Consider the following 22,547-nt stretch of genomic DNA (forward strand, 5'->3'; position numbering starts at 1 on the left):
GAACGCTCTTCTCGTCGGCAGGGCCGCCGCAGTCCCCCGATGGACGGCCCGTCCAGGGCGCGCACGGAGCTACCAGGCCGTTCTCGAACGGGTTGACCGACGCCGGGATGGAGCACCGCGCGGACTACGCGGACAGTGGCCGGCACCACTGGGCGACATTCATCAGGTACTTCGACGCAGGAATGACGACGGCCCCGGTTCCCTTCTCAGGGGCGCCGGGGCCGTCGCGGCTCGCGGGTCGGTTCCGCGTCAGAGGCGGATCACTCGCGGAAGTAGCTCATCAGCCGCAGGATTTCGACGTACAGCCACACCAGGGTCACGGCGAGGCCGAGGGCGACGCCCCACGCCATCTTGGCCGGGGCACCGGCGCGCACGAGGCGGTCGGCGTTGTCGAAGTCCAGCAGGAAGCTGAACGCGGCCAGGCCGATGCAGACCAGCGAGAAGATGATGGCCATGACGCCGCCGTCACGCAGCGGGTTGAAGCCGAACAGCAGCGCACCGAACAGATTGCCCACCATCAGGACGAGCACGCCGATGAGGGCGGCGGTCATGAACCGGGTGAACTTGGGGGTCACGCGCACGGCGCCGGTCTTGTAGACGAACAGCATGCCGGCGAAGACGCCGAACGTGCCCAGGATCGCCTGGCCGATCACCGCAGCGGCGTCGGCACCGGCGATGTTGAAGGTGAAGATGTGGGAGACCGCGCCGATGAACAGTCCCTCGAACGCGGCGTAGGTCAGAGTGACGGGCGCGGAGTCCATCTTGCGGCCGAAGGTGGCCACGAGAACGGTGATCAACCCGCCGATGCCGCCGACGAGCAGGAGCGGCATCGCGAGCCCCATGTCGACGGACAGGAAGTAGGCGATGAGGCCCACGACGCCGATCACGCCGAGGGTGATACCCGTCTTCGCGACGACGTCGTCGATGGTCATGGGCCGGGTGTCGGCGGCGGCCTGCGGGGCACCGTAGCCGGCCTGAGCACCGTAGCCGGCCTGAGCACCGTAGCCGGCCTGGGCGCCGTAGCCGGCCTGGGCGCCGTAGCCCGGCTGGCCGTACTGCCCCTGCTGGAACGCCCCGCGTCCGGCGGCGCCGAACTGGGTGGCGCCGCGGGCGCTGTCTGTGGACAGGGAACTGAAGACCGGATTGCTGCTGCTGCGCATCGAGGTCCCTTCGGAAATTGTCGGGGAAGGTCGTTGGTCGAGAGTCCCCGCCGGCTCACCGACGAATCACTCGTACCCCTACAACGCGCGAGGTCGCCTGAGTGTTCCCGGCGGAAACGGTTTCGGACGGCGGTCCTGGGATGGAGCGTCGGTCACGGGACCGGGTCGGAGTGGGGTCGACGACGACGAGGGCATCGGGCCCGGGAGAGTCCCGCTCGTCCCGGGCCGGCCGGTCCGGCTCATGGTGAGCCCACCCCGTTCTTCGTCAGGAAGCGCGAGGTCCGCCGTGGTGGTGACGAAGCTGAACGCCCGGCCCTCCCCTCGGATCGTGTAGGAGTTCACACCCACGACGTGGCCGGCCTCGTTCACGGTGGGTCCGGGTCCACGGCCGGATCTTCGGCTGGTGAGAAAGTCCGCATTTGCGTGATCTAGGCCACGTTACGCCCGGGCCGCCAGCAACCCTCGAGTTCGTCTATGAACGCTGCGGACCCGTTACCGGTGCCCCGCACTGCTACTCGCAGGCCACCCCGTCGTTGTCCCGGTCCAGCTTCGAGGCGTATCCGGGCTGTCCACGGTAGAGCGGTGCGGCGCCCGCCGCCCGCGCCGCCGAGCAGTTCTGGTAATACGCCGACTGCGGTTCCTGCTCGGCTACCGGAGCGGGCGCGTAGGTCTGGGCGGGCGCCGGGGCGTAGGTCGGCTCAAAAGCAACCGTGGAGGCGGGTGCAGGCTCGGGCTCAGACGCGACGGGAGTGGCCGGGGCCGACGAGGTACTCGCGGGGGCCCGCGTCACCGTGGTGGTGGTCGTCGTCCGGACGGTAGAGGTGACCGTGCTGGTCGCGATGGCGCCGGTCGCCGCCGCCGGGCTCGCTGCGGGAACGGGCGTGGGCGCCGTGGCGGGCATGAGCGCGGCGCCTGCGACGAGCGCGGCGGCCGAGACGGACCCGACGAGCGGCCACCGGCGTGCGTAGGGGGCGAGCGGGGTACTCCATGTGAGGGGACTGAGCGCATCCGCCGAAACCTGGCCCGCCATCGACTCCGCGGCGAGCGCGGCCTCGCGGTCGAGACGGTAATCTTCCTCGGCCCGGGTGCGGTCCCTGCGCTCGCAGAGAATCCACCACCCGCCGGGGCCCGCCACGGCCAGGCCCACCAGCACCTCGGCCAGCGAGGCGAGAGCCCCACCGTCGGCCATTCCGATGGCCGCGAACAGCATCAACCCACCCACCACCACAGCGCCCCAGGCGAGGGCCTGCCTCCAGACGGGCGGCGCGATGTACGTAGGTTCGGACAGGGCGGGGTGTGCCGGGGACGGCAGAACGATCGGCATGCGCGCGGTCTTTCGAGGAAAGGGAGGAGTCCGCGGAACGCCCACAAAGCGCCGCGCGGTGGAGGTGTGAACACTACTCCGCCGCGCGGCGCTCGCCAAACATATCTTTATCTTGACCGGGGGCTCAGCCCAGCGCCACCCTGTGGTTCCAGGACCGCGCCGTGCGCCAGAGGCAGAACACCGCCAGGGCGACGAGCGCGATCACGAAGCCGATCGGCATCACGGCGTTGCTCGCGGAGGAGCCGGCGGCCAACTCGGAGAGCAGATCGAAACGGACGAGGCCCAGCGTCTCGCCGTCGGTCTCCCCCACCCCGATCGGGATCAGCAGCATCCCGAGCAGGGACAACGCCTGCGTGGCGAGGTAGACCAGGACGAACACGACGATCGGTCCACCCGCCCCGTGCCCGGACAACCGTCGCTCGTGCCCGATCGAGATCGAGAAGTAGTACTGCACCGGCCACACCAGGACCGAGCCGAACGCCAGCGCGATGCCGGCCGCGACCATCCACCCCGGCGTGACGTCGGTGACGGTGGTCCACGCGGCGGTGAGTACCGACCACGACGGCGACGATCCGCCCGAGCGCTGGGCGTTCGACCACCACGCGAGCAGCGCGAGCACCACGGTGAGGACGATCGCCGCCAGGGACGCGAGCATCGCCCAGGCCAGCTTGGCCCAGTAGATGCGGGAACCGCGGACCGGCAGGGAGTGCGTGAAGTACCCGATCCGGCCGTAGCTCGAGCGCCAGTAGTCGGCGGCGAGGGTCAGCTGGACGGCCGGGACGGCGATCACCGCGGCGAGCATGCCCGCGGCCAGCCCGAGCTCGGACAGCACCGGCCAGCCGGCGGCCCCGAGCAGGCTGCTTAGCGCCCCGATCAGGGCGAGCAGGCCGAAGAGGGTCCCGAGCGTGCCGCGCGTGCGCAGCCATTCGTGCGTGAGGAGTCTCGTCGTCGTCGCCCTTCTCGGGGCCCCGGTCGACGGTGAGGGGGTCGCGGTGGTCGCGGTCATCGGTACGTCTCCTTGAAGATCTGGTCGAGGCTGGCACCCCGGCCGCCGCGGAGGTCGTCGGCGTCGCCGGAGAGGACGACGCGGCCGTGGCGCATCATCACCACCGCGTCGAGGACGGGTTCGAGGTCGTGCACGAGGTGGGTGGCGATGAGCAGCAGCGAGTCCTCGGAGAGGGTGCGGACGATGCCGTCCACGATCAGTTGCCGCGCGGCCGGGTCGACGCCGGAGATCGGCTCGTCGAGCAGGTAGACGCTCGCGTCGCGCGACATGGCCAGTGCGATCTGGACCTTCTCGCGCATGCCTTTGGACATCTCCTTGAGCCGCGTTGACTCGCTCAGGCCGAAGTAGCCGATGAGGTCGCGGGCCTTCTCGGGGCGGAAGTCGGCGAAGAAGTCCGCGTACAGGTCCAGGCAGTAACTGACCCGCGCGCGGTCGGGAAGGAAGCTGGTGTCGGGCAGGAAGGACACTCGAGCCTTCGACTCCGGACCGGGCTCGTGACCTGCGATGCGAACGTCGCCGCTGTAGCCGGTCATCACGCCGGCGAGGATCTTGAGCAGTGTGGTCTTGCCGCAGCCGTTCTCGCCGAGCAGGCCGACGATCTGCCCGGAGGCGAGCGTGAGGTCGACGCCGTCGAGGGCGGTGACGGGGCCGTAGCGCATGGCGAGGCCGGAGACCTCGACAAGTGTTGTGGGCTCGTTCATCTCAGGCATCTCCGGTGTCTGCATCGGTAGGGGCGTGGTCGTCATTGCTGTCCCATCTCTTCTCGAGCAGTGCTCTGGCCCTGTCGCGCGTCATGCCCAGGCCGCGGACGCGTCGGACGTAGGAGTCGGCGGCGTCGGTGGCGAGGTCGGCGCGGACCTCGTCGATGCGCTCCTCGTCGCTGGTGACGAAGCGCCCGGTGGCCCGTTCGGATCGGCACAGGTCGAGGCGTTCGAGTTCGGCGAGGGCGCGCTGGGCGGTGTTGGGGTTGACGCCCAGGTCGGCCGCCAACTCGCGGACGCCGGGCATCTTGGTGCCCGCCGCCCAGTCCCCGGTCACGATGCGTCGCGAGAACTCCTCGACGAGCTGCACCCAGATCGGGGACGAGGTGTCGAACTGCATCGTCGCCCCGCTTCCGTGTTGCTGTATTAGGTGATTAATACAGTGACACCGACGGAGGGCGTTGTCAACGCCCAGCGTGGGTCGCGGTGGGAGAGAACCGAGGTGACGACGACGAGGAGCGCGACCGCCGGCACCACAGGACGGTAGCCCGGCCCCGCTCCCCCGGCCGCGATGATCTCGCGGTAGGCCTCGACCCCGGAGGTCGGCCGTCGACCCGGCCGCCCGCCGCCTAGCTAGCTCTGCCGCGCCCCGGCCCAACCCGGCCCGCGCACGAGATACCCCACGCGGTCGCTCCACGTCTCCGAGCGGAAGACGTCACGGGAGATCGCGAGCCACTCGTGCGTGGCGATGCGCAGCGGGTTGAAGGTGTTGATGTTGGTGGTGAGCCCGTAGACCACGTCCTCGCCCTCCGGCTCGTAGGTGCCGAACAGTCGGTCCCAGATGATGAGGATGCTGCCGTGGTTGCGGTCGAGGTAGCGGCGGTTGCTGCCGTGGTGCACGCGGTGGTGCGAAGGCGAGTTGAACACCTTCTCCAGCGGTCCGATGGTCCGGATGGCCTCGGTGTGGACCCAGAACTGGTAGATGAGGTTCACCGCGCGGGCGTCCTGCACGATCGCCGGCCGCACGCCCAGCAGCGACAGCAACCCGTATGGGACGTAGATGGTCAACGCCTCGGCCACCGGCTGGCGCAGGGCGGTCGAGAGGTTGTACCGCTCGCTGGAGTGGTGGACGACGTGCATGGCCCACAGCCAGCGGCTCTCGTGGTCGAAGCGGTGGTTCCAGTAGTAGAGGAAATCCCACCCGAGGATGCCCACCGCGTACGCGAGCGGTCCCGAGCCCAGGTCCAGCGGGGACCGGCGGAACAGGACCGAGCTGGCGGTCTGGGCGCTCCACAGCGTCGACACCATGACCACCGTGGACGCGACGGCGGACACCGCCGACCAGCCGGTGATCCGGCGCAGTGCGGGCGGGATCGCGGCGTCGCGCTCGGGTGTTGCCCCGCCCTCGCCGTCGGGCAGTGCCGACGACGATGATGACGACGACAAGGTCCCCGCCTCGGGCAGACCAGACCCGCGGTGGCGGCGGATCAGGTCCCCGGCGGTGGCCACGGCGGCCGAGGCCAGGGAGAAGCCCATCAGCGCCTTGGCATAGCGGCCGGTCCGCGGGGTGAGCGGCGCCAGGAGCCTGTCGGTGATGTACGGCGCGATCAGACTCCCGACGCCCATCGACAGGCTGGCCATGGTGTCGGCGAACTCGTAGTCGCCGGCCCGCCGGTCGGGCGCCGGGTTGCGCTTCTGCCAGGCGTACTCGGCCGCCATCGACGCCACGAACGCCGGGATCGCCAGGACCGTCAGATCGACCTTCATGGCGTCATCATATGACGCAGCTCATACGTGTCAGTGCGCGGACGCGGGCGCCGTCGCGGGGCCCTCGGTCTGGGCGCTGTTCCGGACGAAGAACACACCGATGACCGGGATCAGTGAGATGACCGCGCCGAGCAGCAGCGCGTTGTGCACGCCGGTCATCTGCGCGGCGGCGTCCCCCAGTCCGGATTCGGCACCGGACACGATCCCCAGCGTCATGACGGTGATGAAGAGCGCGGTCCCGGCGGCTGCCGCTACCTGCTGCAGGGTGTTGAGCAGTGCGGAACCGTGCGAGTACAGGTGCGGCGGCAGCGACCCGAGCGCGGAGGTCATGAGCGGCGAGAACAGGAACGCCAGTCCCACGCTGAGGACGATGTGCCACGTCATGACGAGGGCCAACGAACTGTCGTCGGAGAAGGTCGTGAACATGCCCCACAGTCCGGCGGAAGCCAGGATCGAGCCGGGGATGATGAGGGGGCGCGGGCCGATCCGGTCGAACGCGCGACCGACGAACCAGCCGAGGACACCCATGATCAGGCCGCCGGGCAGGAGGGCGAGCCCGGAGTTCAGGGTGCTGGTGCCCAGCACCTGCTGCATGTACATCGGCAGCAGGATGAGGGTGCCGAACAGTGACATCATCGAGACGAGCATGAGCACGAGGCTCACGGTGAAGGTGGGGAACCGGAAGGCCCGCACGTCGAGCAGTGCGAAGTCCTTGAGCGCGAGCTGACGCCACACGAATACCGCCAGGGCGACCGCGCCGATCCCGACGGGGATCCACGGCGAGATGAGGGCATTGCCGCTGGCGGCCTCGCCGATCGAGCTGAGACCGAAGATGAGTCCGGCGAAGCCGATGGCGGAGAGCACGCCGGAGAGGACGTCGAGCGGGATGGGGCGCGGCTCGGTGACGTTGCGGATGAGCACTGCGCCGGCGACGAGCGCCACGATCCCGATGGGCAGGACCGACCAGAACATCCACCGCCAGCTCAGGACCTCGAGGACGAGACCGCCCACCGTGGGACCGATCGCGGGCGCGACAGCGATCACGATGGAGATGACTCCCATCGTGCGGCCGCGACGGTCGGCCGGCACCACGTTGAGGACGGTCGTCATGAGCAACGGGATCATGATCGCGGTGCCGACGGCCTGCACGACCCGGCCGGCGACCAGCATCGGGAACACCACGGCCAACGAGGCGAACAGCGTCCCGCCGGTGAACGTGCTCATCGCTATGACGAACACGATCCGCAGCGGCAATCGGACGAGCAGCCACCCGGTGAACGGGATGACCACGGCCATCGTGAGCATGAAGGCGGTGGTGAGCCACTGCGCGGTCGCGGCGGTCACCGCGAACTCGACCATGAGCTCGGGCAGCGCCACGGACATGATGGTCTCGTTGAGGATCACCACGAACGCGGCGCCGACGAGCAGGGCGATGAGGCGCACGGTCGCGGCGGGCAGCGGCGGCGAGGCCTCTGCGGCGGCCGGCGCGGCGGCGTTGGGGTTGGCGGAGACTTCAGACGTCACGGTCGTCCTCTGGGATTGCGGTGTGAGAAAAGAGCAGAATCCGGCGCCGGGAGGCCGCGCACGGGAACCTTCGCACTGTACTTAAACGTTCGTCCGGCGCGCCGCCTCACGTGATGCGAAATACCTCCGGGACGAGCCGCGGGACCAGGCGGACCAGGAGAACCATGGCGACGAGCTCGACGAGGGTCTGGGTGACGACGACGAGGGGCGCCATCTCGAACTCCGCCGGCAGTGCCAGCACGAGCGGGAGGACCACCAACGAGTTGCGGGTAGCTCCGCTGAACGCGATCGCCCGCCTGCCGGGCACATCGAGTCCGGCCAGCCGCCCGGCGAGCACGCCCACGGGCACGATGACGGCCACGTACACCGCGTACACCGGCACGACCAGCGTCAGCGTGCCGAGCTGCTCGCTGACCGCGGCGATCTGGGAGGCCACGACCAGGGCGAGGGTGGCGACCATGAGCGGGACCATTGCGGAGACCGCTCCCCGCTCGACCGCGCCGGCGGCCCGGGCGACGGGACCGGCGGCGCCGACCGGGCCGGCAGCGCGACCGGGGGCCGCGCGCTGGGTGAGCGCCGCGGCGGCCAACGGCAGCGAGATGAGGAGGAGGAACGCCTCGACGAACGGGCCGGGGTCCACTGCGTCGACGAACTCGGCGCCGAGGAACGCCCACAGGTACAGCGGCAGCAGCACCATCTGGGCGAGCATGAGCAGCGGCGTGGCCGCCAGCAGCCGCCGCGTGTCGGCCCCGGCGAGGCCGGAGAACACGAGGACGTAGTCGATGCACGGCGTGAGCAGGACGAACAGCACGCCCACGAGCAGCACGCGGTCGTGCGCGACGACGCGCGAGAGCAGCCAGACGATCGGCGGGACCACGACGAAGTTGACCACGCCGATGGTCGCGAGGAAGCGGCGGTCGCGCAGGGCCCGGCCGACGTCGCCGAACGGGATCCCGAGGAACGTCGCGTACAGCAGCAGCGCGAGCACCGGCTGGATCGCGAACTCCGCCGGGCCGGCCACCGCGGGAACGAGGAGTCCGACGACCCCACCGGCCACGAGGCCCGCGAGGTACAGCGCCACCTGGTGGCGCTCCATCCACTCCACGCTCGAGCGCATGGCCCTCCCCTCGCCGCGCAGCCGCGGGTCCGTCCAGCGCGTCCGACCGCCGGACCCGCCCGGCAACAGGTCTACCCTGGAGCCCGTGGAGACGCGGACGCTGCCGGTGTGCGAGGCGGGGTCGGTGGAGATGACACCCCTGCTCCTCGAGCGACTGGTCGACCAGTCGCTCGAGGCCCGCTCGCGCGAGCTCACCGAGCAGATGGTGTTCGACCTACTCGAGCCGTCCCCGCACGCTCTGCTCGTGCAGCGTCCGGGTTCGGAGCTCCTCCGGCCGATCGTCACCGCACTCGAGGCCAGCCCGGGCGACCCGCGCTCGCTGACGGAGTGGGCGGCGCGGCTGGGCGTGAGCGAACGGACCATCACCGGGGCCTTTCGCGCGGACACGGGGTTGAGCTTCGGCGCCTGGCAGGCGGCCTTCCGCGCTCAGCAGGCCGCGCTGCTCATGGGCCGCGGGATGACTGTGGACGTGGTGGCCGCGCGGGTCGGGTACAGCTCCGCCAGCGCGTTCGGAGCGGCGTTCCGCCGGACCACCGGCCTGACCCCGGGCCGATTCCGCGAACTCGGGGTGTCCGAAGCGCTACACCGCGCGTCCTGATCAAGAGATTGCGCCGCTGACCAGCGTCGTCGTACCGTCTTAGGGGGTGCGGGAGGCCTGAACTCCGGGCGCGGCTCTCGCCCGGGCGGGCGATCTCTGCAGAGAGCCAGCACGAGTGCTGCCGGATACGCTGCCCCTCTGCCCTACGCTGCCTTTCTGCACGTTTCGACCGGGCTCACGCTGGCGGGATGGACCATTCTCGCAGCGCAGGCCGATGCGGCAGCGCATCCGGGCGGTGGTGTGATGCCGGAATGCCCGCCCGCGGCCCCGCCTCGAACTCTGGTGTAGCTACTGCGAGAAAGTTCCCGCCGAATCGCAGTGACTACACCAAAAAATAGGCCCCGTCAGGACCCGATCGGCAGGCCCCGTCAGGACCCGATGCCGAACCTCGCCGCGAGGTAGGGCAGCCAGCCCATGCACTCCGGGGTCAGGGCCATGCAGGCCGCCTCCCCCGGCCCTGGGCCGAAGATGAAGCGCAGCGGATTCTCGAGCGAGCCCGTGGGGATCATGATCTCTCTCCTGGGGATCGGGACTGATCTACCCTTCCGGGATATCAGATGTGTGGGCGGACGCGCGAGTGCGGGAACAGGACTCGCGGAGCCCCGGAGGGAGACTGCGTGGAGTTCCAGGAGACCGCTGGTCACTGGAGCTGGAGATCTCCGGCCGGTGGCCTTGGCAGAAATCGCGGGACTCCGAGGCCGCGACCCCCACGAGCGCCACGTCGACACCCACGGCATCCACGACCCCGCACGATGAGGGCGCCGCCTCGACCACGCAGCCCGACTGAGCCAACTGAAAAGGACACCGCGCCGAACCCCGGGCATGCACACCGCGCCCCTGCTTGCGACCGGGTTCCTCATCAGGGCTACCCGCGCGCTGCGGCGCTCGGACTGGAGCCCCGCGCGGCCAGCCGCCACAGGACAGTCCGCTCCTTAGCGCGGGCGGCGTGCAGCGGGTCGGCGGTGTCGGCCGCGCGAGAGTGCCGAGGCGTCGTCTCGTGCGTCCCGACCACCGTCAGGCCCGCGTCGGCGACTCGCGCGAGCAGCTCGTCGCGCGTGCGCAGGCCCAGGTGCTCGGCGAGGTCGGACAGGATGAGCCACCCCTCCCCCTGCGGCGTGAGGTGCTCCGGCAGCTCAGCCAGGAAGCGGTGGAGCATGTCGGAGTCCGGGTCGTAGATCCCCTGCTCCAGGTCCGAGGTCGGCCGACCGGGGATCCAGGGCGGATTGCACACCACGACGTCGGCCCTCGCGGAGCGGTCGCCCACCTCGTCGTCGTCGCCTGGCCACAGGTCACCGCGCACAACGGTGACGCGGTCCTCCAACCCCAGCCGCCGCATGTTGCCCCGCGCGCACTGCACGGCGCGCGGGTTGATGTCGGACGCCACCACCGCCCGGGCACCACGCCGGGCCAGGACCGCGGCGAGCACCCCGGTGCCGGTGCCGATATCCCACACGACCGGCTGGTCGACGCCCGGCGGCCACGGCGCGTCGGCGACGAGGTCGATGTACTCGTCGCGGGTCGGGGCGAAGACGCCGTAGGCGGGGTGGATGCGCGCGCCCAGCGCCGCGATCTCGATGCCGTTGCGGTGCCACTCGTACGCGCTGATCACACCCAGCACCTCGGGCAGCGAGACCAGCGTCTCCCCGCCCCGCGTCCCGCCGACCTCGTCGGACCCACCCGACGCCTCCTCGGCGCCGCCGGGCGGTGGGCCATAGGCGTGCACGCAGGCGTCGCGCACGTCGGGCGCCCGCCGCAGGCTGATCGAGTAGTCGGGCTCCAGCGGGACGAGGATCCGTCCCAGGATGGTCGCCCGCTCGGCGCGGGCCCTGCGGTTGGCGTGGAAGATCGCGCCGGGATCGGAGCCCTGCGGCGCCCCCGACGCGCGCTTGCCCAGGCGCCGGTCGAGCGCGCGCATGAGCTGGCGGGCGTTGTGGAAGTCGCCCCGCCACAACAGTCCGGTGCCCGAGCGGATGAGCTTGAGGGCCTTGTCCGCGGCGATGTCGTCATGGATCACCACGACGCGTCGGGGCGCGGGGGCGCCGTTCCCGGAGCGCCAGGCCGCGGTGCGGTCGGTGTCGTTCTCGCGCCACTCGACGGTCGTCGGGGCGAGGTCGGTGTCGCGGTGAGTGGGCACGGGGCCATTGTCTCAGGGGGCGCGCACCGAAGCCGACCTCACGGCCCTCGAACTCCCTCCCACTCTCAACTTATAGCTGGTAGGGGGGCTTGCGGCAAGAGCCGCAGGTACGCCGGCACGGTCCACAGGTCCCCGACGAGGTCGTCCGCGTCGATCATCGGCCACGCCCGGTACAGCGCGCGGCGGAGCCCCGGGTCGGCAACGTCCCGGAGTCCGTGCGCAGCAGCGGGGTGCCCGTGCCCTACGGCCGAGTGGAGGATCTGTCGCGAGTTCTCGACGACTGGCTCGCGGCTCACCCCGAGGGCGTCGCGTGCGTGATCCGCGCTGCCGGCTCCCCGGCGTCGAGCGGGCCTTCTCGGACCGCGTCCGCACGCTGACCCCGGCCGAGGCCAAGGGATTGGAGTTCGACCTCGTCGTCGTCGTCGATCCCGGGTCCTTCGGCTCGGGCGACACCGACTCGGGCATCACCGGAGCGGTCGACCGGTACGTGGCGATGACCCGCGCGACGCGGCAGTTGATCGAGCTCCGGCCGTAGCGATGACTGCCGTGGTTCAGTGCCTCATTGTGGCGACGAACGCGTGGTAACGGGTTTAACATTCTCCCACCACCCCGCGCGCCGGCCTCCTCAACCCGAGGGAGTCACGCGCTTCCTCGTGAGGCTCGATATGCACTCTCGCATCGCTGCGGCACTCGGCGCTCTCGCCCCGATCATCTTCCTCCTCGCCGCCTGCAGCGCAGACGATCCGGCGCCCACGCCGGCTACCGTCACCACCACCGTGCAGGCGTCGACGACAGCCAGCTCCACCGAATCGACGTCCTCCACCGCCAGCTCCAGCGAACCGCCGCCGAGCCCGACGGCAGCAGAGCCGGCCGCCGACACGTGCGGGGCCGTCGGGTACCAGGGGGCGCCCGGCCACGAGAGCCCCCACTGCCTGGGAAAGCAGATCGCGTCGTGCGGCACCGCGAACCACCAGACCGGTACGACGTTCTTCACCGATGGCACATCCGGGTGGACGCAGACGTGTCAGAACCAGATGCTGGCTACCTATGTCCCGCCGCCGCCCGTTCAGACCTTCGATCAGGAGGCGTACAACCAGCAGTTCGCCGAAGAGTACTGGCGGACGCACCCGAGGCCGACGTTCGACCCGGACTCGGCCGATGGTTACGGACCTGACCAAGAGCTCCCGCCGGCGTGCCTACGACTTGAGGGCGTGGACTGCTGACACCGCAGGATCACCCGGTGGGTGGGATGGGTGTCTGCTGGTAGAGCGCCAGCCGCCACCGCCCCTGACGGCGCGTGTACACGGTGGACATCAGTGCGTGGAACTCGTCGACGTCGCCGCGGGTCGCCCGCCCTGTGTAGACCAGCGCGACCGCGTCGTCGTTGAGCTCGACGAGGCGCTCGTCGCTGATCTCGTAGGTCCGCCACGGCGGCGCGTCGTTGAGGGAGGTGACCACCTCCGCACGGTCCAGTACTTGACCGTGGGCCAGGACCATCACCCCGTCGGGAGTCATGAGGCGCCCGTAGAAGTCGGCCCCCGAGCGGTCGCACAACGAGGACCACCCTTGGTGCTCGAGCTCCAGAAGTTCCGCGATGTCCACGCCTTCACGATAGGCGCACATGACCGACATTTTCTCTGGAAGCTGGCAGTACTACCGCGCCTTCGATCCTGGCGCCGGCGGCTACCAGCGCACGGCCGGGCTCGTGGTCTGAGGCGGGCTCTGTGGGACGAATCAATCGTCGAGGCCGGTGCCGGCGCGTCGATCTTGCTCGGGCGCGTGAGGTCTCAAGGCCTGGGCCAGTGGAGGCAGGTGTGTCATCACCACGTCGCGAACCACGTCGGTCTCGACGCCGAAGTACTGGTGAACAAGGATGTTGCGGAACCCGCGAATCTGCGGCCAAGCGATTTCCGGATGCGCGTCCCTAATCGCAGGAGGCAGGTGGTTCGCGGCCTCCCCGATAATCTGCAGATTGCGCTCGATGGCGTCCTCCGCCATGAATACGAGATCTATGTTCTCATGATCGAGGCTGGCAACGTACCTCCGGCAGCGATCAATCGCCTGCAGGATGTCGCCGATGCGCCGATCGGTCTCGCGAGTCATATCGCCACGGAGTCGCGGATCGCAGCGTCGGAGATCGGACGTTTGAGCAGCTGGGCTGGAAAGATGTCGATGTTCTCGCGGCCGAAGAGCGTTCGGACTTCCTCCATCAATCCAGAAGCCCGCATCAGAAGATTGCCGTCGGCCGGGTCCATGTCGACCACGATGTCGATATCGCTTTCGCCATGGGCAGTGCCGCGGGCGACTGAGCCGAACAGTCTCGGCCTGGTCGCCGAGTACTTTGCGAGCAGGGCTCGAAACTCATCACTACGCGCCTCGATCAGCTCGCGCAGTACGCGAGACTCAGGAGTCGGGGCGGTGCTCGTCATGCGCCTAGGGTACCCGCCGCGCCCGGCCGCTGAGGGGTACCAGTAGGCCGCCGACACGGCGAGGGTACGGCGCGCCCGGGCTAGCTGCCGGACGCGGCGTCGCTGATCGCCGACAGCGCAGCACGCAGCCGCGCGTCGGCGTCGTCGGCGACCTCCCGAATCTGAGGACTGCCGCTGAGCTGGACCATGGTCTGCGGGTCGATGGCCTCGATGGTCGTCTGCTCGGCGTCCTTGCCGCGGCGCACCACGACGTTGCACGGCAGCAGGGCGCCGAGCTCCGGTTCGGCGGCCAGCGCCTTGCTGGCCAGACCGGGGTTGCAGGCCCCGAGAATCGTGTAGGCGCCCACCTTGTCCGCGGCCTCGTCACCCAACTTGGCAGCGAACGTCGCGTTGACGTCGATCTCGGTGAGAATGCCGAAGCCCTGCTCCGCCAGGGCCGCGCGCGTGCACTCCATGGCCTGCTCGTAGGGCATGTCGACAATGACAGTGCGGGTGTAAGTCATGACCGATTCCTTCGATATCTCTTCGACGGCGTAGTGATGTCTCTGGCTCGGGAGTGTAGGGCTGCGGCGGATCAGGCCAGGGAGAGGAACAGCTTCTCCAGGTCCTTCTTGTCCAGGGTCCCGTCCGGGTTCGTCAGGCACTGCTCGAGGCCGCTGGCGATGATCGCGAACCCTGCCCGATCCAGAGCCTTGGACACCGCCGAGAGCTGGGTGACGACGTCCTTGCAGTCGCGACCGTCCTCGATCATGCGCACGACGGCGGCGAGCTGGCCCTGGGCGCGCTTGAGGCGGTTGAGTGTCGGCGTCAGTTCGACTGTGTCGAGTTGCATCGGGCCCCCTGTGGTCGACGAGAAGTCACCACAGACTATACCCCCCGGGGCATGTTGCGTATACCCCCCAGGGTATGCACCTTCGTGGCACACCCGAGACGGGGAACCCGATCGACAAGGAGAGCACCGTGCTTCTCGAGCGCATCTACGACGAGGACCTCGCCCAGGCCGGGTACGTCATCGGCTGCCAGGCGACGAACGAGGCGATGGTGGTGGACGCCCGCCGCGACATCAGCGAGTACCTGGAGCTGGCCGCCCGCCACGGCATGACGATCACCACCGTCACCGAGACCCACATCCACGCCGACTACCTGTCCGGCACCCGCGAGCTGGCGGAGGCGACCGGGGCGACCATCTACGTGTCCGGCGAGGGCGGCGACGACTGGCAGTACGGCTTCGAGGCCGAGCGCCTGCACCACGGTGACCAGCTCACGCTGGGCAACATCACCGTCGAGGCCGTCCACACCCCGGGACACACGCCCGAGCACCTATCGTTCCTCGTCACCGACGGAGCGTTCGCCGACTCCCCCGGTTACATGCTCACCGGCGACTTCGTCTTCGCCGGCGACCTCGGCCGACCGGACCTGCTCGACGAGGCCGCCGGCGGAGTCGACACGCGCTTCGAGGGCGCCTCACAGATCTTCCGCAGCCTCAAGGAGTCCTTCGTCTCGCTGCCGGACCACGTCCAGGTATTCCCGGGTCACGGTTCGGGCAGCGCGTGCGGCAAGGCACTCGGCGCGCTCCCCTCGACCACCGTCGGGTACGAGCGCCGATTCGCCTGGTGGGCCGACTACGTCGAGCGCGACGACGAGCAGGGCTTCATCGACGAGATGCTCGAGGGCCAACCTGACGCGCACGCCTATTTCGGCCGCATGAAGCGGCAGAACAAGGAGGGCCCGGCAATCCTCGGAGCGCTGGCACCCCTCCGCCGGTTCGGCGCCGGAGAGCTGGCCGAGGCGCTCGAGAAGAACGACCTCGTCGTCGTCGACACCCGCGACCAGGACGAGGTCCACGCCGGCACCGTCCCCGGGGCCCTCAACGTCCCGGGCGTCGACAAGGCCGCCTCGTACGGCGCGTGGGTCTACGACCCCGAGCGCGAGGACACACCCCTGGTCGTCCTCGCCGAGGACGAGGAGACCGCCGACCGGTACCGCGACCACCTGCTGCGGGTCGGCATCGACACCGTCACCGGCTACACGACCAGCTTCGACGGGCTGCCGATGACGACCCCCGAGATGATCGGTCCCGACGACCTCGCCACATTCGACGCGGCGATGGTGCTGGACGTGCGCAACAAGACCGAGCACGCGGACGGCCACATCCCGGATTCCGAGCAGCTCAGCGGCGGCCGCGTCCTGTGGAACCTCGACCAGCTCCCGACCGACGGTCCGATCGTCACCTACTGCCAGAGCGGCGTCCGCAACTCGGTCACGGCCAGCGCCCTGCGGCGGGCCGGATACCGCGTCGTCGAGCTCGAGGGCAGCTACAGCGCCTGGGCCGAGCGCAACCTCGCCGCCGTCTGACCACACCCGCACACCCCGGGGGCCGGACCGTCCGTCCGGCCCCCGCCACCGGCGGCACCCCACCGCCACATCCAGGCACCTCACCCGAAAGGTCTGAATCACCCGTGTCATCCACTCTCACCAGCACCCCGACCATGACTCCCGCCGAACTCCGCGCCGCGATGAGCAGTGACACCCCGCCCACCGTGGTCGACGTGCGCTCCGGCGCCGAGTACGCCTCGGTCCACATCCGCGGCTCCTACAACGTGCCGCTGCCGCTGCTCGCCGAGCACGGCGAGGAGTTCGCCTCGCGGCTCCCCGGCCAGGTCGTCCTCATCTGCCAGTCCGGCAACCGCGCCCGCCAGGCATGCGAGCGGCTCAGCGCTGTGGGCGTGGACCGCGACTCGGTGACCGTGCTCGACGGCGGGATCGCCGGCTACGAGTCCGCCGGGGGCGAGGTCGTCCGCGGGAAGGGCGTCTGGGCGATGGACCGGCAGGTCCGCATGGCCGCCGGCTCGCTGGTCCTGGTCGGCGTCACCGCCTCGAAGCTCGTCTCCCCGAAGTTCGCCTACCTCGCCGGCGCGATCGGTGCGGGGCTGACCTACTCCGCCGCGAGCAACTCGTGCGCCATGGCCGCCGCGCTGTCGATGATGCCGTGGAACCGCCCGGCCGACGAGCCCGGGCTCGGCACCGTCCTGGACTCGCTGCCGACCCGTTCCTGACCCGCCGCCCCATCCCGACCCGGCGCCCCGCCGGAGAAAGGCGCCCTCCATGGAGATCACCACGATCGTCGTCGTGGCCCTGGCCGTCCTGGTCGGCCTGTCCCTGGGACTGCTCGGCGGGGGCGGATCCATCCTCGTGGTCCCCCTGCTCACCTACATCGGTGGGCTCGACCCCCGCGAGGCCATCGCGACCTCACTGTTCGTCGTGGGCGCCACCTCGCTGGTCAGCCTCATCGGACATGCCCGCAAGGGCAACGTCCGGTGGCGCACGGGCCTGATCTTCGGCGCGGCCGGGATGGTCGGCGCGTTCCTCGGCGGTCTGGCCGGTGGCTACATCCCCGGCACCCTCCTCATGATCGCCTTCGCGCTCATGATGATCGCCACCGCCGGCGCGATGATCAAGGGACGCAAGGACCGTGACGGACAGAGCCAGACGCATCATCATCCGCTCTGGCGAATCCTCCGCGACGGACTCGTCGTGGGCGCCGCGACCGGCCTGGTCGGTGCGGGCGGCGGCTTCCTCGTCGTGCCGGCCCTCGTCCTCCTGGCGGGCCTGCCCATGACGGCCGCCGTGGGCACGTCGCTACTCGTCATCGCGATGAAGTCCTTCGCCGGTCTCGGCGGCTACCTCACCTCGGTCAGCCTCGACTGGCCACTCGTCGCCGCCGTCACGGCCGCCGCCATCGCCGGCTCCTTCGTCGGCATCCGGCTCACCTCCGTCGTGCCGGAGCGGGCGCTGCGCAAGGGCTTCGGGGTCTTCGTCCTGCTCATGGGTGCGTTCGTCCTCTCGCAGGAGCTGCCGTTCCCCGCCGGGCCGATCATCCTCGGCGTGATCGTGGTCCTGGCCGCGGCCGCGGCGGTCTGCCTGCTCGGCTTCAAGGAGCGTTGCGCGCTGGGCAGGTCTGCGGCTCACGGGAGGGGTGCAGCGGTCCTGGTGTGACCGCGTGGGCGCGCGCAGCTGCGACGCGATTAGGTGCGCAGACGGAGGCGCGGCGAATGTGTTCCCATCCTCCCAGCCGGAGGTCGAGCGTTCATCCGACTCGGTAACGCACTGCTTAGCGCCGAGGGCCCCACGGGTAAGTCCTGGCGCGCGCCGAGCCGCGTGGTCCGGCCACCCGGAAGGCCGATTCCGGCTCGCCGAACCCCCGGCGAATGCGCGCGCCCGAGGTCGGTCAAGTCTGTCGAGTGAGCTGAAGTGATAATTCGCATGTCTTGTACACGCCCAAGTTCTGCAACTCCCGCTTCAATCGCTGAGGGAATCCGAACTCGGCGCCAGATCCGAGCGCTAGGACGCAATCTCTGACCGCCATGAGCTTCCCCAGATAGCGGCTATATGCCTCGGCCGCTGGATCGCCTAGGGCTGGGCTTCCATCGATCGCAGCTTTGATCTGATCGATGGTCAAGTAGCGCAGGGAAGGGCTAGGAGATGTTGCGGGCTGACCGAGCGTATAGACGAACCACTTCACCAGGTCCGGACTTCTAAGACGAGTTGCCTTCAGGGCGCGCTCTCTGAATCTCTCAACCTGCTCGTCGCTAAGGCACGCGGAGAAGCTGCACTGTATCACCGCCTTCCAGTGCCCTTGACCATCGTCAAGAATTAAGTGCGTTCCCTGCGCGCCCATCTCGCTGGCCGACGCGTCCGGAGGCGGGAGTGGTCCGTTTAAGCCGACGCTGCTCCAGATCTGGTCGACCTCACCGACGCTGGCGAGCCAGTGGATTGACGCGGCATGCACCTTGTCCGGATTCACGGCGATCAAATGGTGGAAAGGATCCATAGAAAGCTCCACCGCCAGCGCTCGCAAATCACCGACAGTCGCAAGATCTACTCGTGGCCGCCGCGAGCAGACCGGGCAGCGTTCGCCTACCTGACAATTGTCGTGGCCCAGGGCCCCCGTCTGCACGATCTCGTTCAGAAGCACTCGGGGCCGGACTACGTACCTCCGCGAAACGAATGTCACCACTGAGTCTAAATAGGCGAGCCGAATGAGCCCGTCCATCTCGAGACCTTCCGGTTCCCGACCAGAGTTCTCCGTGACATGAGATTGGATCCGCTGCTCCACCCTGCGCACGGCATCTGATTCGAACCGCGCCTGCAGCATACGCGCCTCGCCGGACACGTCTACTGGCTCCGACTCGGAGTCACTAGCCCTGGCGGCCGCGCAGATCACCTTCTCCAAGAATGGGAGGACGATGTCAGCATCGTGCGGTGGGTTCGCGGTCATGCGCCAATCATGGCTTGTCCCTACGACACAGCGAGCACGATCGGGCAGACTTCCTCCTCCTGGCGAGACACAGGAAGTTGCTAAGCGGGCAGGGTCCGGTATCTCCAACCGCTAACCTCAATCCGTGAATGATCTTCTAGTCGAGATAACCCACTGCCAACTGCTCGAGAACTCCAAGTCCGGCAGCATTGGACCGTGCTCTCGGATCGTCGGCGTTCAACGCCATCTAGCTCTGGATGAGCATCAGGTACCTGAACCCTGGACTGGCCACCTCGACGAGGCAAGGATCCTGTTTATCAGCAGCAACCCCTCTATCGATTTCAACGAGCCGTATCCCTCGTGGGGAGACGACTTGGAAGCTACAAACGAGTTCTTCACCAACCGATTCGGCAATCAGCCGGGCCAGATAAAGGATGGGATGTACCCGACCGCCAAAGATGGATCCCGGGGGCGAGCCGTGCGTTTCTGGAGCGGGGTCCGGCAACGTGCATTCGAACTCTTACCTGATGCGGAGCCGGGCCTCGACTACGCGATGACTGAAGTGGTTCATTGCAAGAGCCGAAAGGAGGTCGGCGTCCGAGATGCGTTGTCGACGTGTACACAGCGCTATATGCCGCGAATAATCGATGGAGCACCGAAGGCTAAGTTGCTGGTCGTCTTCGGGGTGCACGCTGCTCGTTCAATGGCTGAGGTGTTCGCACTCGAACTCGACTCCACAAGGCGACTGGCCCGAATGACTCAAGGCGGCTTGGAACGCACAGTCGTGTACTTGGATCATCCCGCGAGTGGAGGGAAGGCGAAGAGATTCGAAACCGCTCTGAGTATTGCTGATCTGGAGACGATTAGACGCGACCTGGCGACTTCCTGACGAGAGCCGGCAGAGGCCGCCCGGCGAACCGTGCGGCCTCCGCAGCAGAACCGGGCGGCCTCCGCAGCAGAACCGGGCGGCCTCCGCCAGTCGAACGACTGGATCAGCCGACCGACGCGACCTTGAACGCCGAGTGGATGGCGCCGTGGATGTAGCCCACCTCGCCGGCGTCGCCAACGACCTCGCAGTCGATGCCCGCGGCGCGCAGCTCGTCGGCCAGCGGCGCGGCGGCCATGGTGCCGTCGGCGTAGATCACCATGTCGGCCGCGGCGGACTTGGCGTTGCCCTTGGCGTCGGTCCACTCCACGCCCGACTCGGTGATGCGGGTGACGGACACGCGGCGCTGGATGTCCACGCCGTGCTCCTTGGCGTGCCGCACCGCGGTCCACCGGCGCGGCATCGCCAGCGGCAGGCCCAGCTGCTGCGACTCGTGCAGCAGGGTCACGCGACGGCCGCGCTCGGCCAGGAACTCGGCGAGCTCGAGACCCACCAGCGATCCGCCGATCACCACGACGTTCTTGCCCATCGGCAGCGCGATCTTGGTGAGGTTGCGGATCCACGCCGGGCGCTTGGTGATGGTCGAGAGCTTGCCGAGCCGCCCGACCAGGCGCAGGAACAGCCCGGCCTCGTCGGCGGTGGCGGTGCCGAGCATGGTGTTGCGCAGCGAGTCGCCGGTGTGCACGTGCGGCAGGTCGCCACCCGGGATGGCCGGGGCGGGGCGTTTGGCGCCGGTCGCCACGATCACCCGGTCGGCGCCGAGCGCGCGGATCGTCTCGACGGTGGCCTCGGTGCCCAGCCGCACGTCGACGCCCAGCCGGTCGATCTCGGCGGCGAAGAAGCGAACCAGCGGTTCGTTGTCCGGCGTGGTGAGGGTGGAGAACCACATGGTGCCGCCCAGCCGGTCGGCCTTGTCCAGCACGGTCACGCGGTGTCCGCGCTCGGTGAGGACCACCGCGGCCTCGAGCCCGGCGGGTCCGGCGCCCACCACCACGACGTGCTCACGCGTAGGCGCGGGAGTCAGCGGCAGGAGCTTCTCGTTACCCAGCGCCGGGTTCACCGCGCAGAAGGGGGTGTCGTCAAAGAAGTTCTCGGCCACGCAGAGGTAGCAGTTGATGCACGGCCGGACCTCGGCCCGCCGCCCGGTGGCCAGCTTGTTGGGCAGGTCCGGATCGGCGAGCAGCTGCCGGCCCATGGCGGCGAAGTCCACCTTGCCGTCGTCGATCGCCTTCTCCGCCACCTCGGGCAGCATGCGACCCACGGCGATCACCGGCACCGACACGGCCTGCTTGATGGCCGCGGCGTTGTCCACGTAGGCGCCGATGGTGTCGGGCAGGGGGCCGTCGGTGAAGTTGTCGAAGGGGTTGCGGCCCCAGCCGGTGACATGGATGGCGTCGGCGCCGGCCTTCTCGAACAGCTGCGAGGCCAGGATCGCCTCGTCCAGTTCAAGCCCGCCCTCCTGGCCGTACTCCTCGCCGGAGACGCGCACCAGCACGGCGAGGGAGTCCCCCACGCGCTCTTTGACGGCGGAGATGACCTCGCACGCCAGCCGCGCCCGGTCGATCAGCGACCCGCCGTACTCGTCCGTGCGCTGGTTGTCGCGCTTGTTGAGGAACACGCCCAGGATGTAGCCGTGCGCCACGTGGATCTCGATCGCGTCGGCGCCGGCCTTGGCGATCCGCTCGGCGGCGTCGGCCCAGGTGGTGATGAGCCACGCGATGTCCTCGTGGTCCATCTCCTTGTAGACGGTCTTCTTGCCGCCGGTGGCGGCGCCCATCTTGCCGAGCTCCTCGGGGGTGCTGTCGGCCAGCGCGGACATGTCGTAGCTGTAGTCCGGCTCGTTGGGGGCGATCACCGGGCGGTCGTTGGCCACGTCCACGCGCGCGACCTTGCCGTGGTGGGTGGACTGCACGCACAGTTTGGAGCCGGCGGCGTGCACGGCGTCGGCGAGGGCCTTGAGGCCGGGGATGTACTTGTCGTCGGACAGGCCCGGCTCCTTGAGCGAGGCCGCGCCGACGGGGAACGCGATCGCGCACGCGCCGGTGATGATGAGCCCGGCGCCGCCCTTGGCGCGGGCGACGTAGTGGTCGATCTCCGACTGCTCGATCTCGCCGTCCTCGGAGACGTTCATGTCCATGGCCGGCAGGACGATGCGGTTGGGGGTCTCCATGGGGCCGATCCGGCCCGGCGAGGTGAGACGGGGGAACGAGGTGCGGGTAGTCACGCTTGCCAGAATACGCCCGTGTTGACGCGTGTCAGCGCCGGGTCGGGGTTATGCGCAGGAAGAGTCCCCACGGAGCGCGTGGGACGTGGTATGGGCGACGACGACGAGGTGGTCGGACGCGGGCCGGTGGACGGTGGCCGGGTCGCGCCGATCGTGCCGATCAGCAGTTCGAGGGAACCGATGGCGCTGCTCATGGACGCGGCCGAGCCAGATGAGTCGGGGTGCCTGAGCAACGGCTGCCCATCTGGACGCCTCCCCCGTACGGCCGGTGTCGCACACTCGGCGCCGATGCCCACCGACCCCGAACCGCAACCGCGGGGATGTCACGTGACGTTGGGCGCCGGCCCTCGCACCGCAGCGGCGGTGTGGGGTGAAATGGCGGGAACCCCGAACCGTGGGGTTCGGGGTTCCGGCTGTGTG

The 22,547-nt window shown here is 69.2% G+C and carries 25 protein-coding genes; 7 read left to right on the forward strand and 18 right to left on the reverse strand.

Annotated features, from left to right (window positions below; all coding sequences use genetic code 11):
* Positions 1–260: 260 nt before the first annotated feature.
* From DPA01S_RS12765 to DPA01S_RS12800, 8 genes are all read right to left on the reverse strand, one after another.
* Entirely contained in the window at positions 261–1,160 is a 900-nt protein-coding gene (locus DPA01S_RS12765; RefSeq protein WP_061916763.1) for a Bax inhibitor-1/YccA family membrane protein, read from the reverse strand.
* Between the two features lie 511 nt (positions 1,161–1,671).
* Positions 1,672–2,484 carry an excalibur calcium-binding domain-containing protein gene (locus DPA01S_RS17060; RefSeq protein ID WP_232303142.1) on the reverse strand — a complete coding sequence of 271 codons (813 nt, stop codon included), beginning with the start codon at positions 2,482–2,484 and terminating at the stop codon, positions 1,672–1,674.
* A gap of 124 nt (positions 2,485–2,608) precedes the next feature.
* Positions 2,609–3,490 (reverse strand): hypothetical protein, encoded by an 882-nt coding sequence (locus tag DPA01S_RS12775; protein ID WP_061916766.1) that lies wholly within the window; start codon positions 3,488–3,490, stop codon positions 2,609–2,611.
* Positions 3,487–4,200, reverse strand: a complete 714-nt coding sequence (locus tag DPA01S_RS12780; protein WP_232303143.1) for an ABC transporter ATP-binding protein — start codon at positions 4,198–4,200, stop codon at positions 3,487–3,489. Before DPA01S_RS12780 ends, DPA01S_RS12775 begins: the two co-directional genes overlap by 4 nt.
* The gene (locus DPA01S_RS12785) at positions 4,193–4,591 is read right to left on the reverse strand and encodes a GntR family transcriptional regulator (protein WP_061916772.1); all 399 of its coding nucleotides are present in this window, start codon (positions 4,589–4,591) and stop codon (positions 4,193–4,195) included. The genes DPA01S_RS12780 and DPA01S_RS12785 overlap by 8 nt, the downstream gene beginning before the upstream one ends.
* A gap of 233 nt (positions 4,592–4,824) precedes the next feature.
* Positions 4,825–5,958, reverse strand: coding sequence for a sterol desaturase family protein (locus tag DPA01S_RS12790; protein WP_061230029.1), 1,134 nt, complete (start codon positions 5,956–5,958; stop codon positions 4,825–4,827).
* Between the two features lie 30 nt (positions 5,959–5,988).
* A complete protein-coding gene (locus DPA01S_RS12795) occupies positions 5,989–7,482 on the reverse strand; it encodes an MDR family MFS transporter (RefSeq protein ID WP_061230030.1) in 1,494 nt (497 codons plus the stop codon).
* A 106-nt stretch (positions 7,483–7,588) separates the two neighbouring features.
* Complete coding sequence (locus DPA01S_RS12800) at positions 7,589–8,599, reverse strand: arsenic resistance protein (RefSeq protein WP_061230031.1); 1,011 nt, start codon at positions 8,597–8,599, stop codon at positions 7,589–7,591.
* Between the two features lie 85 nt (positions 8,600–8,684).
* Here DPA01S_RS12800 and DPA01S_RS12805 point away from each other — a divergent pair, with 85 nt between their 5' ends.
* Positions 8,685–9,197, forward strand: a complete 513-nt coding sequence (locus tag DPA01S_RS12805) for a helix-turn-helix transcriptional regulator (RefSeq protein WP_232303144.1) — start codon at positions 8,685–8,687, stop codon at positions 9,195–9,197.
* A 368-nt stretch (positions 9,198–9,565) separates the two neighbouring features.
* Here the strand turns inward: DPA01S_RS12805 and DPA01S_RS16815 are convergent, their stop codons facing one another.
* Entirely contained in the window at positions 9,566–9,706 is a 141-nt protein-coding gene (locus DPA01S_RS16815; RefSeq protein WP_007633571.1) for a hypothetical protein, read from the reverse strand.
* A gap of 356 nt (positions 9,707–10,062) precedes the next feature.
* Complete coding sequence (locus DPA01S_RS12810; RefSeq protein ID WP_061916775.1) at positions 10,063–11,331, reverse strand: methyltransferase; 1,269 nt, start codon at positions 11,329–11,331, stop codon at positions 10,063–10,065.
* A 310-nt stretch (positions 11,332–11,641) separates the two neighbouring features.
* On the opposite strand from DPA01S_RS12810, the gene DPA01S_RS12820 reads away from it, so the two are divergent.
* On the forward strand, positions 11,642–11,866 hold the full coding sequence (locus DPA01S_RS12820; RefSeq protein ID WP_061916781.1) for a hypothetical protein: 225 nt from the start codon (positions 11,642–11,644) through the stop codon (positions 11,864–11,866).
* Between the two features lie 90 nt (positions 11,867–11,956).
* Here DPA01S_RS12820 and DPA01S_RS16820 read toward each other — a convergent pair whose 3' ends face one another.
* Complete coding sequence (locus DPA01S_RS16820) at positions 11,957–12,325, reverse strand: hypothetical protein (protein WP_157076976.1); 369 nt, start codon at positions 12,323–12,325, stop codon at positions 11,957–11,959.
* A 40-nt stretch (positions 12,326–12,365) separates the two neighbouring features.
* On the opposite strand from DPA01S_RS16820, the gene DPA01S_RS16825 reads away from it, so the two are divergent.
* Entirely contained in the window at positions 12,366–12,554 is a 189-nt protein-coding gene (locus DPA01S_RS16825; RefSeq protein WP_082767857.1) for a hypothetical protein, read from the forward strand.
* Between the two features lie 10 nt (positions 12,555–12,564).
* Here DPA01S_RS16825 and DPA01S_RS12830 read toward each other — a convergent pair whose 3' ends face one another.
* From DPA01S_RS12830 to DPA01S_RS12850, 5 genes are all read right to left on the reverse strand, one after another.
* Entirely contained in the window at positions 12,565–12,933 is a 369-nt protein-coding gene (locus DPA01S_RS12830; protein ID WP_084374773.1) for a nuclear transport factor 2 family protein, read from the reverse strand.
* 132 nt (positions 12,934–13,065) lie between these two features.
* Positions 13,066–13,434 carry a HepT-like ribonuclease domain-containing protein gene (locus DPA01S_RS12835; RefSeq protein ID WP_007633555.1) on the reverse strand — a complete coding sequence of 123 codons (369 nt, stop codon included), beginning with the start codon at positions 13,432–13,434 and terminating at the stop codon, positions 13,066–13,068.
* A complete protein-coding gene (locus tag DPA01S_RS12840) occupies positions 13,431–13,760 on the reverse strand; it encodes a nucleotidyltransferase family protein (protein WP_007633554.1) in 330 nt (109 codons plus the stop codon). Before DPA01S_RS12840 ends, DPA01S_RS12835 begins: the two co-directional genes overlap by 4 nt.
* Before the next feature lie 80 nt (positions 13,761–13,840).
* Positions 13,841–14,263: a DUF302 domain-containing protein gene (locus DPA01S_RS12845; RefSeq protein ID WP_061916790.1), complete on the reverse strand. Its 423-nt coding sequence runs from the start codon at positions 14,261–14,263 to the stop codon at positions 13,841–13,843.
* A gap of 71 nt (positions 14,264–14,334) precedes the next feature.
* Positions 14,335–14,592, reverse strand: a complete 258-nt coding sequence (locus DPA01S_RS12850; RefSeq protein WP_007626356.1) for a metal-sensitive transcriptional regulator — start codon at positions 14,590–14,592, stop codon at positions 14,335–14,337.
* Positions 14,593–14,720: 128 nt separating this feature from the next.
* Between DPA01S_RS12850 and DPA01S_RS12855 the strand changes: the two genes are divergently transcribed.
* The 3 genes from DPA01S_RS12855 (at position 14,721) to DPA01S_RS12865 (ending at position 17,756) form a co-directional block, all read left to right on the forward strand.
* Positions 14,721–16,115 carry an MBL fold metallo-hydrolase gene (locus tag DPA01S_RS12855; RefSeq protein WP_061916809.1) on the forward strand — a complete coding sequence of 465 codons (1,395 nt, stop codon included), beginning with the start codon at positions 14,721–14,723 and terminating at the stop codon, positions 16,113–16,115.
* A 104-nt stretch (positions 16,116–16,219) separates the two neighbouring features.
* Positions 16,220–16,816 carry a rhodanese-like domain-containing protein gene (locus DPA01S_RS12860; protein ID WP_198150773.1) on the forward strand — a complete coding sequence of 199 codons (597 nt, stop codon included), beginning with the start codon at positions 16,220–16,222 and terminating at the stop codon, positions 16,814–16,816.
* 49 nt (positions 16,817–16,865) lie between these two features.
* On the forward strand, positions 16,866–17,756 hold the full coding sequence (locus DPA01S_RS12865) for a sulfite exporter TauE/SafE family protein (protein WP_061916793.1): 891 nt from the start codon (positions 16,866–16,868) through the stop codon (positions 17,754–17,756).
* A 232-nt stretch (positions 17,757–17,988) separates the two neighbouring features.
* Here the strand turns inward: DPA01S_RS12865 and DPA01S_RS12870 are convergent, their stop codons facing one another.
* Positions 17,989–19,038 carry a hypothetical protein gene (locus DPA01S_RS12870; RefSeq protein WP_061916796.1) on the reverse strand — a complete coding sequence of 350 codons (1,050 nt, stop codon included), beginning with the start codon at positions 19,036–19,038 and terminating at the stop codon, positions 17,989–17,991.
* A gap of 124 nt (positions 19,039–19,162) precedes the next feature.
* On the opposite strand from DPA01S_RS12870, the gene DPA01S_RS16830 reads away from it, so the two are divergent.
* Positions 19,163–19,906, forward strand: coding sequence for a hypothetical protein (locus tag DPA01S_RS16830; protein WP_153038682.1), 744 nt, complete (start codon positions 19,163–19,165; stop codon positions 19,904–19,906).
* A 103-nt stretch (positions 19,907–20,009) separates the two neighbouring features.
* Here DPA01S_RS16830 and DPA01S_RS12875 read toward each other — a convergent pair whose 3' ends face one another.
* Positions 20,010–22,127 (reverse strand): NAD(P)/FAD-dependent oxidoreductase, encoded by a 2,118-nt coding sequence (locus tag DPA01S_RS12875; RefSeq protein ID WP_083961687.1) that lies wholly within the window; start codon positions 22,125–22,127, stop codon positions 20,010–20,012.
* Between the last annotated feature and the right edge of the window lie 420 nt (positions 22,128–22,547).

It is taken from the genome of Dietzia papillomatosis NBRC 105045, from assembly GCF_001570845.1.
GTDB lineage: Bacteria > Actinomycetota > Actinomycetes > Mycobacteriales > Mycobacteriaceae > Dietzia > Dietzia cinnamea.

Excerpts from the sequence above, each read along its gene's own strand:
- DPA01S_RS12765 (WP_061916763.1), bottom strand. The coding sequence starts at position 1,160 with ATGCGCAGCAGCAGCAATCCGGTCTTCAGTTCCCTGTCCACAGACAGC.
- DPA01S_RS17060 (WP_232303142.1), bottom strand. The coding sequence starts at position 2,484 with ATGCCGATCGTTCTGCCGTCCCCGGCACACCCCGCCCTGTCCGAACCT.
- DPA01S_RS12775 (WP_061916766.1), bottom strand. The coding sequence starts at position 3,490 with ATGACCGCGACCACCGCGACCCCCTCACCGTCGACCGGGGCCCCGAGA.
- DPA01S_RS12780 (WP_232303143.1), bottom strand. The coding sequence starts at position 4,200 with ATGCCTGAGATGAACGAGCCCACAACACTTGTCGAGGTCTCCGGCCTC.
- DPA01S_RS12785 (WP_061916772.1), bottom strand. The coding sequence starts at position 4,591 with ATGCAGTTCGACACCTCGTCCCCGATCTGGGTGCAGCTCGTCGAGGAG.
- DPA01S_RS12790 (WP_061230029.1), bottom strand. The coding sequence starts at position 5,958 with ATGAAGGTCGATCTGACGGTCCTGGCGATCCCGGCGTTCGTGGCGTCG.
- DPA01S_RS12800 (WP_061230031.1), bottom strand. The coding sequence starts at position 8,599 with ATGCGCTCGAGCGTGGAGTGGATGGAGCGCCACCAGGTGGCGCTGTAC.
- DPA01S_RS16815 (WP_007633571.1), bottom strand. The coding sequence starts at position 9,706 with ATGATCCCCACGGGCTCGCTCGAGAATCCGCTGCGCTTCATCTTCGGC.
- DPA01S_RS16825 (WP_082767857.1), top strand. The coding sequence starts at position 12,366 with ATGCTGGCTACCTATGTCCCGCCGCCGCCCGTTCAGACCTTCGATCAG.
- DPA01S_RS12835 (WP_007633555.1), bottom strand. The coding sequence starts at position 13,434 with ATGACTCGCGAGACCGATCGGCGCATCGGCGACATCCTGCAGGCGATT.
- DPA01S_RS12840 (WP_007633554.1), bottom strand. The coding sequence starts at position 13,760 with ATGACGAGCACCGCCCCGACTCCTGAGTCTCGCGTACTGCGCGAGCTG.
- DPA01S_RS12845 (WP_061916790.1), bottom strand. The coding sequence starts at position 14,263 with ATGACTTACACCCGCACTGTCATTGTCGACATGCCCTACGAGCAGGCC.
- DPA01S_RS12850 (WP_007626356.1), bottom strand. The coding sequence starts at position 14,592 with ATGCAACTCGACACAGTCGAACTGACGCCGACACTCAACCGCCTCAAG.
- DPA01S_RS12865 (WP_061916793.1), top strand. The coding sequence starts at position 16,866 with ATGGAGATCACCACGATCGTCGTCGTGGCCCTGGCCGTCCTGGTCGGC.
- DPA01S_RS12870 (WP_061916796.1), bottom strand. The coding sequence starts at position 19,038 with ATGACCGCGAACCCACCGCACGATGCTGACATCGTCCTCCCATTCTTG.